Below are 15,391 nucleotides of genomic sequence, written 5' to 3'. Positions count from 1 at the left end.
GTCGCATAGCATTTGATATTTTACCCCATAAAAGCACGTTTAGATTGGATAGGGGTTTTTTGCGCTTTTTTAATGGGGCTTGGCCCCACAACTTATTAGGCTATACAGTAAACCTCATACGTTAAGTCGTGCCACAAACTGTATAAGTCCCCGCGTCACTGTCTCTATTGTGCACCATTCCCCGGAACAGTACAATAGCTTTTCGTACTATCCATATGTAATTTTGTTGCAGAAAAGTTTTGTCCGGCATATACTGAACTCAGCCGTCACGGCAGCTGCATTGCAGTGCCAGCCAGCTCCCGCAGAGACCTGCGGCCAGTCTGAACGGAACGCATCAGAATCTGATACATTTTAACATATATTCGATGATTTTCCAAAAAGAGGTGCGGAAGAAATGAGCGAGCTTCCCATGGGATTCAAGCAGAGCAACAAGGTATCGGAAAAACAGAACATGATTTCTCTGTCCGTCTACAACGTCGGCAGACAGAAGTGCACACCCGGGTATAAATGGGGCCCCGGTGTCCGGGATCATTTTCTGATCCACTACATCAGCTCCGGTTCCGGGACGTACACCGCCGCCGGTCATACCTTCCGCCTTCATTCCGGAGATATGTTTCTGGCTATGCCGGAGACGGAGATTTTCTATCAGGCAGATGAACGGGATCCCTGGACTTATGAATGGGTTGGCTTTGCCGGTACAGATGCTGCCGCTCTCGTGAGCAGAACGGATTTTTCCAGCAATCAGCTCGTCCTTCGCCAACTTCCATACGGAGTTGATGTGCAAAAGCACCTCCGGCGGATTGACGAAGCCTTCGGGAATACATTCTGTGACGCAGTGCGAATGACCGGGGAGCTCTACCTGCTGCTCGGAATTCTGATCTCCAACGCGACACGTCAAGTACGTCTTCCCGGAACCGCAGAAGACAATGTCTTCCGCGCCATCGAATATATTGCCTCACGTTATTCCTACTCCCTTACCATCAGCGACATTGCATCCTATGTAGGCGTCAGCCGGAGTACTCTGTTCCGGGAATTCCGGGAAGGCATGCACATTTCTCCAAAGGAATACCTCGACCGCTACCGCATCCGGCGCGCCTGTCTTCTGCTGAAAGACACTAATCTTACGATCGCTTCTGTTGCGGCGTCCGTCGGTTACGACAATGGGCTTTATTTTTCGAAGGCATTCCGTCGTATGACAGGAATGACGCCCTCCGATTTCAGAAATCAGAGGGCGCCAGCGCATGGTTCCGGCTGAACGCCGGAACCGGATTCTAATTACATCTCATTGCATCTCATTCATTCGATTCCCACGAATTCGTATCCGGCATCCTTGACAGCTTTCCGGATCTCATCCTCAGGCACTTCCCGGCTGAGCTTCAGAATGGCCTGTTTCTTCTCATGGGACGCCTCCGCGCTTTCCACACCGTCAAGTGCCTCAAGTGCCTTCTTTACATGCATTTCACAGTGATTGCACATCATTCCATCAATTTTTACAGTTTCTGTCATCCTTTTGTCCTCCTTATTCATTTCATTAGTATCATTCTTATCTTCAGCTGCATTGCAGCAGAGATTCGTACCGGCAGCCGCAGCCATCCCTGTCGCTGACGTTCCGGCAGGTTCTCCCTTATGTGCCTCGGGCAGCGCTCTCTTCTTCATCGCTCTGTCGCGGGATGCGTTATGCACCTTGAACAGATTCAGCCGGAGCGCATTCATGCATACCGTGAAGCTTGAGAGAGACATGGCAGCCGCTCCCCACATCGGGTTCATCTCAATGCCCGGGTAGAGTCCCGCCGCCATGGGAATCAGCAGCGCGTTATAAGCAAACGCCCAGAACAGGTTTTCATGAATATTGCGAAGAGTCGCGCGGCTCAGACGAACCGCCGCGGATACATCGGTCAGACGGGAATTCATCAGCACAATATCTGCCGAATCGATAGCGACGTCCGTGCCTGCTCCGATCGCGATTCCCGTATCAGCTCTTGTGAGCGCCGGTGCATCATTGATGCCGTCTCCGACCATTGCCACCTTGCCGCGCTTCTGGAGCTCACGGATCACTGCCTCCTTGCCGTCCGGAAGAACGCCCGCGATCACACGGTCCACGCCCGCCTGCGCGCCGATCGCCTTTGCGGTCGCTTCATTATCTCCGGTAAGCATAACAACCTCAATCCCCATATTCCGCAGTTCCTGTACGGCCTGTGCGGAATCCGCCTTAATAATATCCGCTACGGCAATAATCCCGAGAAGCTTCCCCTCCCGTTCAAAATAAAGCGGGGTTTTTCCATCCTTTGCAAGGGAATCTGCCCTTTTCAGCAGATCCTCAGGGACCGCGGCAAGCGTGGAGATAAAGCTTCCGGAACCTCCGTGAAGAACCTGCCCGTCTATCCGTCCGGTCAGACCGCTTCCGGTCAGTGCAGCAAAATCTGTCACTTCAGCCGCTTGCAGTCCCTCCTTCTCTCCCTCGGCCACAATTGCTCTCGCGAGAGGATGCTCACTCTTCTGCTCGAGCGCGTAAGCCACGCTCATCAGCTCAGTCTTTCCGATCCCGTCGGCAGGAATGATATCGGTAACCGCAGGTTTGCCTTCGGTGATGGTTCCGGTCTTGTCAAGAGCCACAATCTGTACTCTTCCCGCGTTCTCAAGGGCCTCCGAAGTCTTGAACAGTACGCCGTTTCTCGCGCCCATCCCGTTTCCGACCATGATCGCCACAGGAGTGGCAAGTCCAAGTGCGCAGGGGCAGGAAATGACGAGAACGCTGATGGCCCGTTCAAGGGCAAATGCCGGTGTCTGTCCGAGAAGCAGCCAGATCACCAACACCGCAACAGCGATCAGAATAACCGCCGGCACAAAAATTCCGGAAACTCTGTCGGCGATTCTGGCGATCGGAGCCTTCGTCGACGCAGCGTCGCTGACCATCTGAATGATCTGTGAGAACGTGGTGTCCTCTCCGATCCTTGTCGTCCTCGCACGAATATATCCGGAACGGTTTATCGTTGCGGCGCTGACCGGATCATCTACTCCCTTATCGACCGGAACGGACTCGCCGGTGAGCGCAGATTCATCCACAGCTGTTGTGCCTTCGATGATCACGCCGTCAACCGGAATGGATTCGCCGGGTTTCACGACAAAAATGTCCCCGGGATGCACCTCATCAATCGATATTTCGACCTGCTGTCCGTCCCGCTCCACAACCGCCGTCTTCGGAGCCATCTTCATCAGATTCTTCAAAGCATCTGTCGTTCTTCCCTTGGAGAGAGACTCCAGTGTCTTTCCCACGGTGATCAGTGCCGGTATCATCGCCGCCGACTCAAAATACAGCTGGTTATGATACAGCGGCATCAGGTCCATGTTCGATGTGCCGGTTGTCAGCAGATATGTCATCCGGAACAAGATGAACAGGGACCACCCGAACGATACACCGGAGCCCAGAGCCACCAGTGTATCCATATTGGGAGAGCCGTGAAAGAGCGACTTGAAGCCGGAGATAAAAAATGCCCGGTTGATGATCATCACCACGATCGTAAGCAGCATTTGAAGAATCGCAAGACCGATGTGGTTATGTACCAGAAATTCCGGTACCGGCCAGTTCCACATATTGTGCCCCATTGTGATATACATCAGCGCAATCAGAAATCCGACAGACAGAATCAGCCGCCGGACAAGCTTCGGCGTCTCGCGGTCCTTCAGTGCGTCCTCCTCTGCCGCAAACTTTGCGGCAGAACTCTGCTTCTGAGCGGCAGCATTCTTCGGCTCGGCACCGTATCCGGCATCCTCCACCGCTTTTATGATTTCAGCCGGTCCGGCTGTACCGTCAACAGCCATCGAATTGGTCAGAAGAGAAACCGATACCGATTTCACTCCCGGAACCTTTGAAACTGCTTTTTCCACATGGGCCTGGCATGAAGCACATGTCATACCTGTTACAATATACTGATTCATTGTGACTTTGACCTTCTTTCCTCATTTAAATACTTCGATTTCCGCATTTCTTACTCAAAATGCATCCATCTCTGTATTCGTTTCTCAAAATACTTCCCTTTCCACATTTCACGCCCGAAACGCTTTCCTTTCCGTATTCCACTTATTTCATAAGCTTCTGAAGCACACTGCACAGCTCATCAATCGTCTCATCATTGCCCTGACGGATATCATTTGCCACGCAGCCGCGGATATGACAGCCGAGAAGCACCTTGTTGAAGCTGTTCAGCGCACTTGTCGCGGCTGAAACCTGAATCAGAATGTCTGGACAGTAGGCATTATTCTCCACCATCTTCTCAATACCACGAATCTGTCCTTCCACCCTTTTCAGACGGGTCAGCAAAGCCTTCTGCTCCTCCGGCGTCCTCGCCTTGTGCTTCCCCGATCCGCATCCGCAGGTATTTTCTCCCGCCAGTACTGCTTCTTCGAGCGTTTCAGTGTCCTTATCCGCCTGCCAGTCTTCACCGTCCGAAGCATGATCCGAACAGCATGCAGGTATCTTTGTTTTCTTCTCTTCTAAATCTTTCATAACCGCCTCCCGTAATACCCCGGCCGGGTATCTCATCTGTTGTTAGAATATACCCTTACGGGGTATATGTCAACCATATTTTTTCATTGGTGACTTGCAACATAGTTTATCCTTTGTAACTGGCAATCATCTGAAATATACTTCGCATTCGGCTGCGGCTCACTGTTCGTGTAAAAAAGGCTGCCGCACTTTCGTGCAGCAGCCTGCTTTTTCATTTTCTTTTGCGGTTTTTCATCTGAATCAGGACGCCCAGGATGACCATCAGAAAAATTCCTGCTGCATCTGCTGCAGCGGCAGCCCGATAATCAAAGACTTCCCCTGTGAGTGTGAGATCTCCGCTCTCCGCCTCTGTAACCGTCCGAACCTCCCGTCCATTTTCATAGGTCCAGAATCCGAATGACGTCAGGAATGGCATTGCCGGATTTTTCAGCCGGAGCGGCAGATCCTCCACGGTGTACGTCTCCGGAAGCCCTGCGGTACTGTATACCCCCGGAGTGTACCGGATATGATAGATGACGGGTTCGGCACTCATGATGATTTCCACATCATGATCGGGCATCCGGAAGTCGGTGACGCCCGCCTCTTTGCCCGACAGCGCATCCGGCGGATCTCCGGTAACTTTCAGATCTTTGTATCCCCTCTCCTCCGATGCGAGAAGACTGACCTCATCGCCGAACGTGCAGCGGATCGTGAAGGTCCGCTCCCGATCGCCGGATTTTTGACTTCCCGGCACCGATCCCCCGTTGAGACCGACTCCCTTTCCGGCACGGATCGTAAGGCTGTATGTCAGCGGAGTATAATGGAAATCAAATTTTGTGGTGCCGTCTGGAGAAATGACGCCGGTCTGCGCACCGGGAGTTTTATATCCGTCTTTTGCCGGCGGATTCACCGTTACCTTTTCCCCGGTCGTACCATATCTCGTCTCCACATCATCCGCTTCGCTCCCACAGTGAAAAATCACCTGATACGGTGTGTGATCCGATGCCTTCCACGATGCCGTAAGGGTGATATTCTCAGACGGCATCTTTGTCTGATCCGTCACCCCGTTCCCATTCAGACTCCATCCGGAAAAAACATACCCTTCTTTTTCGGGCACAGGCAGATCCGTCAGAGATTCACCCTCCCGGATTTTTTTCTCCTTCACAGGGCAGGTGCCGCTCGCCGCGTCAAAGACAACCGTATATTCTCTCTTTTGCTCCTCCGACACCGCATTCCGGATATAATCGTGAATGGCCCGATAGGTGCCGCCGTCATAATGAATTCCATCCACTGTGGCGTAGCCTCCCGACAAGAGGAAACTGTAGGAATCGATCCAGGTAACCTTGTCACTCAGCGTGTTTCTCAGCGTGTCATTGAACGGCGCGCAGGTGCCATCATTGGAATAAATTGATGAGGACGTCTCCGCTCCTCCGTTCTGATGACCGACCGGATTCACCGAATCAAAGAACACGCGGTTGCCGTCCCTGCTCCAGCTGTCTGCATTCGCATTCACATATTCCGCATAACGGTTCGCACTGCTCACAGGGGATCCCATATCATTGCAGCCCATGAGAATAACAAGATCTGTATTCCCCTGTTCCATCCAGGGCTCTGCCTCTGCCATACCTGTTCCGGCAAACCAGTCAAAGCCCATGGCTACACGTCCGATATAAACCTCATTTCCCAGAGATGCGTTAATGTCCTCGCTGTAGCCGGATCCGGAAAGCGTAATGTACATGCCGACCGTTCTGGAATCCCCGACAAAGACAATTCTGCGGTTTTCATCTGCCGTCCCCGCAGCCGCGCCATCCGTTTTAACCGTACGCACTGTCCCGGTATTTTCCGCTCCGGCGGCAGGAAGCGCGGGAAACAGGAGCATCGCGGCAAAGAGGCTGACAAGTATGCCGGCAAACCGCAGATGCGGATAAGATCGTCTATGACTGGATCTGTCATTTGAGTGTTGTCCGAATGTATGATCCCTCATCAGTCCCTTGTCTCCATGACGATCAGAATTCCTTTCCTGCACTCGATGATACCCTCATCAGCGACAATCTCATTGCTTGTAGTGAGACCTCCGTCGCCCTGGATGATGTCCGCGTCCTTCAGCGGATATCGGAATCCAGTGAGGCTGACCCCGTGAGCCTCTCCGCGAAACGGATAGACCGAGACATACTTTCCGTACTGCTCCGATTTTGGGATCACGATTTTCCGTCCCACCGGCATGGAGATCCGGTTCGTTCCGTCGATGATACTGCCCTCAATCCCTCGCGCATAGAGCTTATACAGGTCAAACACACTGCTGAAGACATGATCCAGCCTTGTTCCCGTAGCCCCGAAAAAGCAGACGGCATCCGCACCGGCTGATACAGCCTTTTCGAGAGCGATGTCGGTATCCGTCATATCCTTTTCCGGACGGTATTCATCGATCGGGACACCTGCCCTCCGGAATGCGGCAAGCTCCGGGGCAGCATCCGCTCTCTCCTTCGATGTCCGTGCCGTTCCACCCGCGGAAAGGCTGTCAAAGTCTCCCACGATATAATCCGGTGTGATCTGATTCTGATAGCAGAACCGTACACCACGGTCCGCCGCGATGCAGATCTCCGGTTTTTCCTTATCCAGATACTCCAGGGCAGCCCTTTTATCGATGCTTCCCCCGGAAAAAACAACCACTTTCCGCACGTTTTTCTTCTTTCCTCTCGTTCTTTCTTATCCCCGCGTATTCTTCCGCTCTCATCCATTCCCGCCTTATAACTGCAGGCTTATTCCGGCTTCTTATATCCGGGTTCTAATGCCTGCAGCCCTGTTCCGGCTTCTTATATCCAGATTCTGATGCCTGCAGCCCTGTTCCGGCTTCTAATATTCGGGTTCTAATTCTTGCAGCCCTGTTCCGGCTTCTCACTTTAAAAATTTATACCCGCAAGCCTTCTCCGGCGTCCGGTGCGCGTTTTCGCCCGCGATTCACCTGCCAGACATTTCCCTCTCCTGAATCCGTTTCATCAGATCGGATGCATTTTTCGCGATATCTCCGCGGAAAACAGCCGAGCCGGCCACAATCACAGACGCGCCGGCGTCCAGAACAGTATCAATCGTGGAAGCATTGATGCCGCCGTCAACCTCAATGGGAAGATCCTGATACCCGGCCTCATCCAGCTTCCGCCGCAGATCACGGATCTTCGCCGTCATTGACGGTATATATTTCTGTCCGCCGTATCCCGGATTCACGGTCATGATCAGAACCATATCCACCTTATCCAGCACATAATCAAGCACCTGCAGCGGTGTCGCCGGATTCAGAGCAACCCCGGCCTTCATTCCGCTCTCATGGATATGCTGAAGCGTCCGGTCCAGGTGCGCACAGGCCTCTGCGTGAACGGTAAACATTTCCGCGCCCGCCTTCGCGTAATCGTCCACGAACCGGTCCGGCTCGGTCACCATCAGGTGAACATCAAAGAACATTTTCGAAACAGGCCGGATAGAACGGATCACGACATCGCCAAAGGAAACCGGCGGCACAAACTGACCGTCCATCACGTCAATGTGAAGCCATGGTGCTCCGGCGTTTTCCAGGATGCGTACCTGTTCGCCGAGTTTTGAAAAATCCGCAGATAAAATAGAGGGGCTAAGTCGGTAAATTCTAGTCATGTCAGTATCTCCTTTTCTTCATCTCACGCAGTTCTTCATAAAACCTGCAGTAATTGTCATATCTCTCCTGAAAAATTTTTCCATTCTCCACCGCTTCCCGAACACCGCAATCCGGCTCACGTATATGAGAGCATCCCTGAAAACGGCAGTTCGGCTCATATTGTGCAAATTCCGGGAAATACTTCTGGAGCTCCTCCGGTTCCATCTCCGGAAGATCCAGCGAGGTAAATCCGGGTGTGTCACAGAAGTAGGTGTCCTCCCCCAGAGCAATGAGCTGCGAATGCCGGGTGGTATTTTTTCCTCTTCCGAGCTTCCGGCTGAGCTCCCCGGTCTCCATATGGACCTCACTCTGCATGAGATTGGTGAGTGTTGATTTTCCGGCGCCTGAGGGGCCTGCCACAACGGTCGTCCTCCCCTTCAGACGTCGAATCACCTCCTCCGTCCCCTCCTGCCTCTCCGCACTGATCAGAAGGACCTCATACCCGCAGGACACATAGATATCCCGCCAGTGAGCCGCCTCCCTGCTGTCCGCAATGTCCTTCTTGTTGAAGCAGATGAGTACCGGAATATGCTGCCTTTCCATCGAGATCAGAAACCGGTCCAGCAGCCCGGATTCCGGATCCGGACTTTTCAGCGCAAAAAAAACCAGAGCCTGGTCCACACCCGCCACCGCCGGACGGATCAGCGAATTCTTACGCGGAAGGATCCTCACTACATTTGCCGTCCGCTTCGTCTCATCAAGCACCTCGATCTCCACCCGGTCCCCGACCAGCGGCTTCATCTTCTCTTTTCGAAATATTCCCTTCGCCTTGCATTCGTATTCGCCTTTTTCGGTTTCTACATAATAGAAACCGGCGATTCCTTTAATGATTCTCCCTGTCATTCCTCACATCCTGCCGATTCTCTGATTACCGGAAACAGAAAAAGGCTGTACACCGCCCGGGATCTCTCCCGGTCAGCGCATCAGCCTGTATCTTTTTCCTGTCTGTCAGCTCTCCTCCTGGAAGGTTACATTCGGATACTTCGCGATCAGCGTACCATCCTCATACACATTGATCACACCGGTCTCACCGGATGTGCTCTCGATCGGAGTACTGTACGTTCCGCCATTCCATGGGTCCGAGCCCTCGTAAATTGTTGTGGTCTGGTCGCCCTGTACCAGCTCGAGCTTAACGGTTCCGCCATTGTATCCGGACGGCTGGGACAGCGGGCTGTAGCACACATACTTCTTCGCGGAAGTGCTGCTGGTGCTGCTCAGCTTATTGATCGTCAGTGTCACACTCGATCCTGCGTCCACAGATGTGCCGACATCCGGGCTCACGGCAAGAACAACACCGTCCGCCTGTGTCTTATCCTCAGATTCCTTTTCCTTGTAAGAAAGCCCCATGGAATCCAGGGTAGATTCCGCATCTTCCTTTGACCATCCGACAACAGAAGGAACCTGCACCTTGTTCGAGTCATCCTCTCCCTTGCTGACGGTCAGTGTCACCGTGCTTCCTGCAGCGACGCTGGTTCCCTCTGCGGGATCACATGAGATGACATAACCCACATCAACGGAATCGCTGTAGTCCAGAGAAACCTCTACCTGAAGGCCCACTCCCGTCAGCAGATCCGTCGCCTGCTGCTGCGTAGCTCCGGTAATACCGCTGGGCACCGTGACATCCGCCTTTCCTGTGCTGACCGTAACATTAATTGTTGTTCCGGGATCAACCTTCGTACCCGCTTCAATCGACTGGGCCATGATCTGACCCTCGGAGTAATCCTCCGATGTCTGCTCATCGGTCTCACTCACACCGATTCCAAGCTTGTTTGTCGCCTGCTGTGCCTCCTCCAGCGTCATGCCGAGAAGCTTCGGAACCTCCACCTGAGAATCCGAGGACGAAGAGGAGCTCTCCTCTGACGTGCTCGTTGAGGTTGCTGCCGAGGAACTGCTGTTCTTGGAGGAAGATCCTCCGAAATGGAATACCCCTGCCATATTGCCGATGACAAGGATCAGAATCACGATGATGATTGCTCCGACGATAAATCCGCCGATCGTGATCGCCTTCTCCAGCTTCGTGCTTCCGGCATCCTCTTCATCGTCATCGTCGTCGTCATCATCATTATAATGATCCAAATATTTTTTGCGGCGCTCGTACCTGTCGTCATCATCATCGTCATCGCCGCGAAGCGTTCCATTGTTCATACCGCGCCGTATCTCATTCATTTCATGGTCGGTCATCTTCACGGTTTCCGCATGAGAGGCCAGAGGCGCGATCTGAACAAAATTGCCCTGCGGGTCGATCAGTGAACGCTTCAGATCATCGATCAGCTCACCGACATTCTGATAGCGGCGCTCCGGATTCTTCTGCGTGCACTTCAGAATGATCTGCTCCAGAGAATACGGGAGATCCGGCGTATAAATCGACGGCGGAACAATCTCCTCCTGAAGATGCTTGATCGCGATTGCGACTGTCGTATCACCATCAAACGGAACTCTTCCGGTGACCATCTCATACATGGTGATACCCAGTGAATAGATATCGCTCTTGGCGTCAGAGTAACCTCCGCGGACCTGCTCCGGAGAGCTGTAATGCACCGATCCCATCACATTGGCTGTGATGGTGTTCGAATTGATTGCCTTGGCAATACCGAAATCGGAGAGCTTCACCTTTCCGTCGGTTGAAATCATGATATTCTGAGGCTTGACATCCCTGTGGACGATTCCCACATTGTGGGCAGCCTCCAGTCCCAGAGAAACCTGAATCGCGATACTGGTTGCTTCCTTTACGCTCAGTTTTCCCTTCTTTGCGATGTAATTCTTGAGCGTGATCCCCTCGATCAGCTCCATGACGATATACTGAAGGCCCCTGTCCTCACCGACATCATATACATTTACAACATTCGGATGGGAAAGCTTGGCAGCCGCCTGAGCCTCCTTCTGGAATTTCGCTACAAAACTGCTGTCCTCACGGAACTCCGCCTTCATGACTTTGACCGCGACGAGACGATTCAGTTTTCTGTCCTGAGCTTTATAAACATCCGCCATACCGCCATATCCGATTCTGGACATGATCTCATAGCGTTCGCCCAGTATAACTCCCTCTTTTAACATAACACTCTCACCTCGTTTGCTCTGTTCATGCCTCTACCACAATGACAGCGATGTTATCCCGCCCGCCGTTCGCGTTAGCCTCATCAACCAGAACCTGCGCCTTATCTGCTTCTGTATCTTCACCCTTCAAAATTTCGAAGATTCTCTGATCCTCGACCATATTGGATAAGCCGTCCGAACACATCAGGATCTGGTCCCCCGTATCCAGTTTTACATCGAAGAAGTCGATCTTGACATCCTCATTTGTTCCGACCGCTCTTGTAATTATATTCTTGTCCGGATGATTTCTGCCCTCCTCCGGTGTCAGTTCTCCAAGGCGAACCATTTCAGCAATCAGAGAATGGTCCTGCGTGATCTGTGTCATGGAATCACTTCCCGCCAGATATAGCCTGGAGTCTCCGACATTTGCGATGTACGCATATCCGCCGACGACGGTGCATACCACCATTGTCGTTCCCATGCCAGCCATAGACGGATCATTTCTGGACTGGGAAAAAACCTCACGGTTTGCCGCCTCAATCGCATTCCTCATGACCTTTACCGGATTGAAATTCTTATCCTTACGGACGGTCTCGACCAGCACCGACACCCCATATCGTGATGCAAAGTCGCCTGCATTATGTCCGCCCATTCCATCCGCAACCACAAAAAGATTCGGCAGATTGCCCACCGACTCCTCTGAGGTAAAGATAAAATCCTGATTCATATGTCTTTTCTGGCCGATATCGGTTGCAGAAAATACCTTCATGCTTAATTCTCCTGGTTACTGTCAATATAACTCTTTCGCAATTGTCCACAGGCACCGTCGATATCAGCGCCCATTTCCCTTCTTATAGTAACATTAATCCCGTAATTTTCAAGTTTATTTTGAAAATTCAGAACCGCCTGACGGCCAGAACGGGCGAAATGGCGCTCTTTTACCGGGTTCACCGGGATGAGGTTCACATGACAATTGAGCCCTGTAAGCAGGCCTGCCAGTTCAGCGGCATCCTCCTCCGAATCGTTCTGTCCCTTCGCAAGCGCGTACTCAAACGTCAGCCTGCGACCCGTTTCCGCAAAATAAAAACGGCATGCGTCCATCAGCTCCCGGATGCTGTACTTGTTCGCGACCGGCATAAGCTTCCTTCTCTTCTCATCGTTCGGAGCATGCAGGGAGATTGCGAGTGTAATCTGAAGATCCTCCTTCGCCAGCTGACGGATTCTCGGAACGATTCCGCAGGTCGACACCGTGATATTCCGCTGGCTCAGGTTCAGCCCCGCCTCTGCGCTTGCAAGCCTTACAAAGCGGACCACGCTGTCGTAATTCTCCATGGGCTCACCGCTTCCCATGATGACGACATTGGAAACCCTTTCTCCGGTAATCCTCTGGATCTGATAAACCTGCTCGAGCATCTCCGACGCTGTAAGCGACCGTACCAGACCGTCCAGCGTGGACGCGCAGAAACGGCATCCCATCCGGCATCCGACCTGAGAAGAAATGCAGACGGAATTTCCGTGATGATATTTCATCCAGACGCTTTCTATCACATTCCCGTCATTTAATGCAAACAGATACTTTCTCGTTCCGTCAATCGCCGAGATCTGCTCCCGGACCGCTCTCAGTCTCGTCAGCGGATACTCATGTTCCAGTTTCTCACGGAGCTTCAGAGAAAGGCTGGTCATCTCGTCATAGCTCTCCACCCGCTTCTGATGCATCCAGGAAAAAAGCTGCGCCGCCCGGAACTTTTTCTCCCCGAGGCTCTGCATGCACTCCTCCAGTTCCCCCGGAAGCATTGATTTAATATCTGTCACGCCCTGCAATTTTTCCTCACTGCTGATCATTTAAATCCTCCCGACCCTTGTCTCTCCGCCGGCACAACAGGTTCCCCGGTCACTGTCTTCTCCGCCGGCTGCAGCTGTCTTCCCGGCGCCTGCTTCGCTCAGGGCATCCGCAGCGTTCTGCTTCTTCTCCTGCTTCCGGCTTCCCTCCAGTTTGCGGAACCTCGCGAAGAAGAATCCGTCGCAGTGATGAATGCCCGGAAGCAGCTGCACAAAGCCCCTTTCTGCCGTTTTCCTCACGCTCTCGTCTGCGAGCAGCTCGTCCGGCAGAATATCCGTAAGTCCGACGCTCTCCAGCGGAAAGCTGTCCAGAAGCCATCTTACATTGTCCTCGTTCTCGGCCCTGGCGATGGTGCAGGTGCTGAACAGCAGAATTCCTCCCGGACGCATATACGACACAGCGTTTGTCAGAATTTTTCTCTGAAGAGCAGACAGCTCCTTTTCCTTCTCATGGGAAGCCCGATATTTGATATCCGGTTTCTTGCCGATGACACCGTAGCCGGAGCAGGGCACATCCGCAATGACCACATCGGCTGTCCCGAAGCGCTCAGGAAGTGGAACGGAGGCATCCTGCACCTCAATTTCAATATTTTTCACCTGACAGCGATCCACATTCTCCCGTATGAGAGCTGCCTTCGCTTCCGTGAGATCACCGGAGATCACCTTCCCCGTGCCTTCCATCAGATCAGCCGCGAGCAGGCTTTTCCCTCCCGGAGCTGCACAAAGATCGAAAACCAGATCCCCCGGACGGATCCCCGCGCAGCGGACCGCAAGCTGTGAGCTCACATCCTGCATGAGAAACCCGCCATCTTCAAATGACGAAAGCTCCGCAGGATTTCCTGCATTCTTGAGATACCAGGCATCCGGCACATAAGGAGCCTTCTCCAGCTCCACCCCCTCTGCCTTCAGTTCTCTCACGACATCTTCTGCCCCGGCATATAATCCGTCTTCCTTCCGTTTCCGGACACGGATGGTCACCTCATTCTGCTCAAGAAATCCGCGGCAGATGTCCTCTGTTTTATCAATGCCGAATGCATTGATCCAGTCTGACACGAGAAGCTCCGGCATCGAATACCGGACCGACAGACACCGGACCGGCTCTTCCATCGAGGGATAAACGATCCTCTCCGGATGCCTCGAAATATTCCGCAGCACCCCGTTCACGAATCCCTTCAGACCGGAAAATCCCTTTCTTCCCGCAAGACGTACGCTCTCGTTTACCGCAGCGGAATCCGGCACCGAATCCATGAACTGCAGCTGATACACGCCCATCCGCAGGATCTCCCGGATCACCGGCTTCATACGGTCTGTCTTTGTTTTGGAAAAGAGATTCAGAATATAATCAAGACGGATCTGATATTCCAACGTTCCCTCCGTCAGACGAAGATAAAAGGCCCGCTCCTGATCCGACAGCCACCCGTAGCGCTGCAGAACGTCCCGGATGACGAAATGGCTCTGCCGGCCATCCTCCCGGATGGCGAGCAGAGTCTCAAGCGCCAGTTCTCTGATATTGATTCTCTCAGTCACGTCTACGGCTTCCTCCTGACAAAATGATCATCCTCAGCAGATACAAAAGGGACGCGCATACTGCGGCAACATAGGTCATCGCAGCCGCGATGAGAACCTTTCTCGTATCGGAGAGTTCCCGTCCCTCTTCCATTCCCATCGTTTTCAGCTTCTGCATAGCCCGGTGAGACGCGTTGAATTCTACCGGAAGCGTCACAAGCTGGAACAGCAGTGCGAGGCAGAACAAAAGGATGCCAATCTCCGTCAGAATACCGGACTGGAATACAAGGCCGATGAAGAACAGAATCCACGAAAAACGCGAGCCGAAATCAGCAGCCGGAACTAGTGCCGAACGAATACGCAACGGCGCATAGTCTTTCGCATCCTGAATCGCATGACCGCATTCATGTGCGGCGACGCCAAGCGCCGCTACCGATGTACTGCCATAAATCGATTCCGACAGATTCACCGTTTTCGACCTCGGATCATAATGATCCGTCAGGCTTCCTCTGACGCGGCGCACCTGAACTCCGTAAATGCCCTCGCTTTCAAGAATTCTCTGCGCCACTTCCGCCCCTGTCATGCCATATGAGCTTCGAACCCTGCTGTATTTCCGGAAAGTGCTTTGCATGGTCGTCTGAACAATCAGCGAGAGTACAAACGCAAGAATGACAAGAATATAGGTCCAGTCAAAATACAATCCGTAACCGCCGTAGTACATTGGAGAGCCTCCTCTCTTGATGCGAATGAATCCCGGCTGTCCTCCGGGAATCGTCTCATAAATAGGAATCCCGGCAACTTTCCGGGAACCATCTGTATCTGTATGAAACCCGGTTATTCCCCGGGAA

At 52.8% G+C, this 15,391-nt stretch carries 12 protein-coding genes; 1 reads left to right on the top strand and 11 read right to left on the bottom strand.

From position 1 onward, the window contains the following. Nucleotides 1-394: 394 nt before the first annotated feature. Entirely contained in the window at nt 395-1,255 is an 861-nt protein-coding gene (locus ACTQ3A_RS01240) for an AraC family transcriptional regulator (protein ID WP_441494415.1), read from the top strand. 41 nt (nt 1,256-1,296) lie between these two features. Here the strand turns inward: ACTQ3A_RS01240 and ACTQ3A_RS01235 are convergent, their stop codons facing one another. The 11 genes from ACTQ3A_RS01235 to ACTQ3A_RS01185 all read right to left on the bottom strand — a co-directional run bounded on the left by ACTQ3A_RS01235 (nt 1,297) and on the right by ACTQ3A_RS01185 (nt 15,264). Then, a complete protein-coding gene (locus ACTQ3A_RS01235; RefSeq protein ID WP_441494414.1) occupies nt 1,297-3,936 on the bottom strand; it encodes a heavy metal translocating P-type ATPase in 2,640 nt (879 codons plus the stop codon). A gap of 142 nt (nt 3,937-4,078) precedes the next feature. Next, on the bottom strand, nt 4,079-4,390 hold the full coding sequence (locus tag ACTQ3A_RS01230) for a metal-sensing transcriptional repressor (protein WP_441494416.1): 312 nt from the start codon (nt 4,388-4,390) through the stop codon (nt 4,079-4,081). Between the two features lie 325 nt (nt 4,391-4,715). Then, nucleotides 4,716-6,467 (bottom strand): InlB B-repeat-containing protein, encoded by a 1,752-nt coding sequence (locus ACTQ3A_RS01225; protein ID WP_441495221.1) that lies wholly within the window; start codon nt 6,465-6,467, stop codon nt 4,716-4,718. Beyond that, nucleotides 6,467-7,162, bottom strand: a complete 696-nt coding sequence (locus ACTQ3A_RS01220) for a thiamine diphosphokinase (protein ID WP_441494412.1) — start codon at nt 7,160-7,162, stop codon at nt 6,467-6,469. The genes ACTQ3A_RS01225 and ACTQ3A_RS01220 overlap by 1 nt, the downstream gene beginning before the upstream one ends. A 279-nt stretch (nt 7,163-7,441) precedes the next feature. Next, nucleotides 7,442-8,125, bottom strand: a complete 684-nt coding sequence (gene rpe, locus ACTQ3A_RS01215) for a ribulose-phosphate 3-epimerase (RefSeq protein WP_441494411.1) — start codon at nt 8,123-8,125, stop codon at nt 7,442-7,444. A gap of 1 nt (nt 8,126) precedes the next feature. Further along, nucleotides 8,127-9,008 carry a ribosome small subunit-dependent GTPase A gene (gene rsgA / locus ACTQ3A_RS01210; RefSeq protein ID WP_441494410.1) on the bottom strand — a complete coding sequence of 294 codons (882 nt, stop codon included), beginning with the start codon at nt 9,006-9,008 and terminating at the stop codon, nt 8,127-8,129. 105 nt (nt 9,009-9,113) lie between these two features. Further along, entirely contained in the window at nt 9,114-11,219 is a 2,106-nt protein-coding gene (gene pknB / locus ACTQ3A_RS01205) for a Stk1 family PASTA domain-containing Ser/Thr kinase (protein ID WP_441494409.1), read from the bottom strand. Between the two features lie 25 nt (nt 11,220-11,244). Further along, complete coding sequence (locus ACTQ3A_RS01200; RefSeq protein ID WP_441485704.1) at nt 11,245-11,967, bottom strand: Stp1/IreP family PP2C-type Ser/Thr phosphatase; 723 nt, start codon at nt 11,965-11,967, stop codon at nt 11,245-11,247. Nucleotides 11,968-11,969: 2 nt separating this feature from the next. Continuing rightward, nucleotides 11,970-13,040 (bottom strand): 23S rRNA (adenine(2503)-C(2))-methyltransferase RlmN, encoded by a 1,071-nt coding sequence (gene rlmN / locus ACTQ3A_RS01195; RefSeq protein ID WP_441494408.1) that lies wholly within the window; start codon nt 13,038-13,040, stop codon nt 11,970-11,972. Continuing rightward, the gene (gene rsmB / locus ACTQ3A_RS01190) at nt 13,041-14,564 is read right to left on the bottom strand and encodes a 16S rRNA (cytosine(967)-C(5))-methyltransferase RsmB (RefSeq protein ID WP_441494407.1); all 1,524 of its coding nucleotides are present in this window, start codon (nt 14,562-14,564) and stop codon (nt 13,041-13,043) included. Then, entirely contained in the window at nt 14,557-15,264 is a 708-nt protein-coding gene (locus tag ACTQ3A_RS01185; protein ID WP_441100954.1) for a zinc metallopeptidase, read from the bottom strand. The genes rsmB and ACTQ3A_RS01185 overlap by 8 nt, the downstream gene beginning before the upstream one ends. Nucleotides 15,265-15,391: the final 127 nt, after the last annotated feature.

The sequence above is a fragment of the Bilifractor sp. LCP21S3_F8 genome (genome assembly GCF_052117805.1).
Classification (GTDB): domain Bacteria; phylum Bacillota; class Clostridia; order Lachnospirales; family Lachnospiraceae; genus Bilifractor.
Note: the sequence above shows the minus strand (reverse complement) of the source record. Positions and strands in the feature narration are given on the sequence as shown.

Excerpts from the sequence above, each read along its gene's own strand:
- ACTQ3A_RS01240 (WP_441494415.1), top strand. The coding sequence starts at position 395 with ATGAGCGAGCTTCCCATGGGATTCAAGCAGAGCAACAAGGTATCGGAA.
- ACTQ3A_RS01235 (WP_441494414.1), bottom strand. The coding sequence starts at position 3,936 with ATGAATCAGTATATTGTAACAGGTATGACATGTGCTTCATGCCAGGCC.
- ACTQ3A_RS01225 (WP_441495221.1), bottom strand. The coding sequence starts at position 6,467 with ATGAGGGATCATACATTCGGACAACACTCAAATGACAGATCCAGTCAT.
- rpe (WP_441494411.1), bottom strand. The coding sequence starts at position 8,125 with ATGACTAGAATTTACCGACTTAGCCCCTCTATTTTATCTGCGGATTTT.
- rsgA (WP_441494410.1), bottom strand. The coding sequence starts at position 9,008 with ATGACAGGGAGAATCATTAAAGGAATCGCCGGTTTCTATTATGTAGAA.
- pknB (WP_441494409.1), bottom strand. The coding sequence starts at position 11,219 with ATGTTAAAAGAGGGAGTTATACTGGGCGAACGCTATGAGATCATGTCC.
- ACTQ3A_RS01200 (WP_441485704.1), bottom strand. The coding sequence starts at position 11,967 with ATGAAGGTATTTTCTGCAACCGATATCGGCCAGAAAAGACATATGAAT.
- rlmN (WP_441494408.1), bottom strand. The coding sequence starts at position 13,040 with ATGATCAGCAGTGAGGAAAAATTGCAGGGCGTGACAGATATTAAATCA.
- ACTQ3A_RS01185 (WP_441100954.1), bottom strand. The coding sequence starts at position 15,264 with ATGTACTACGGCGGTTACGGATTGTATTTTGACTGGACCTATATTCTT.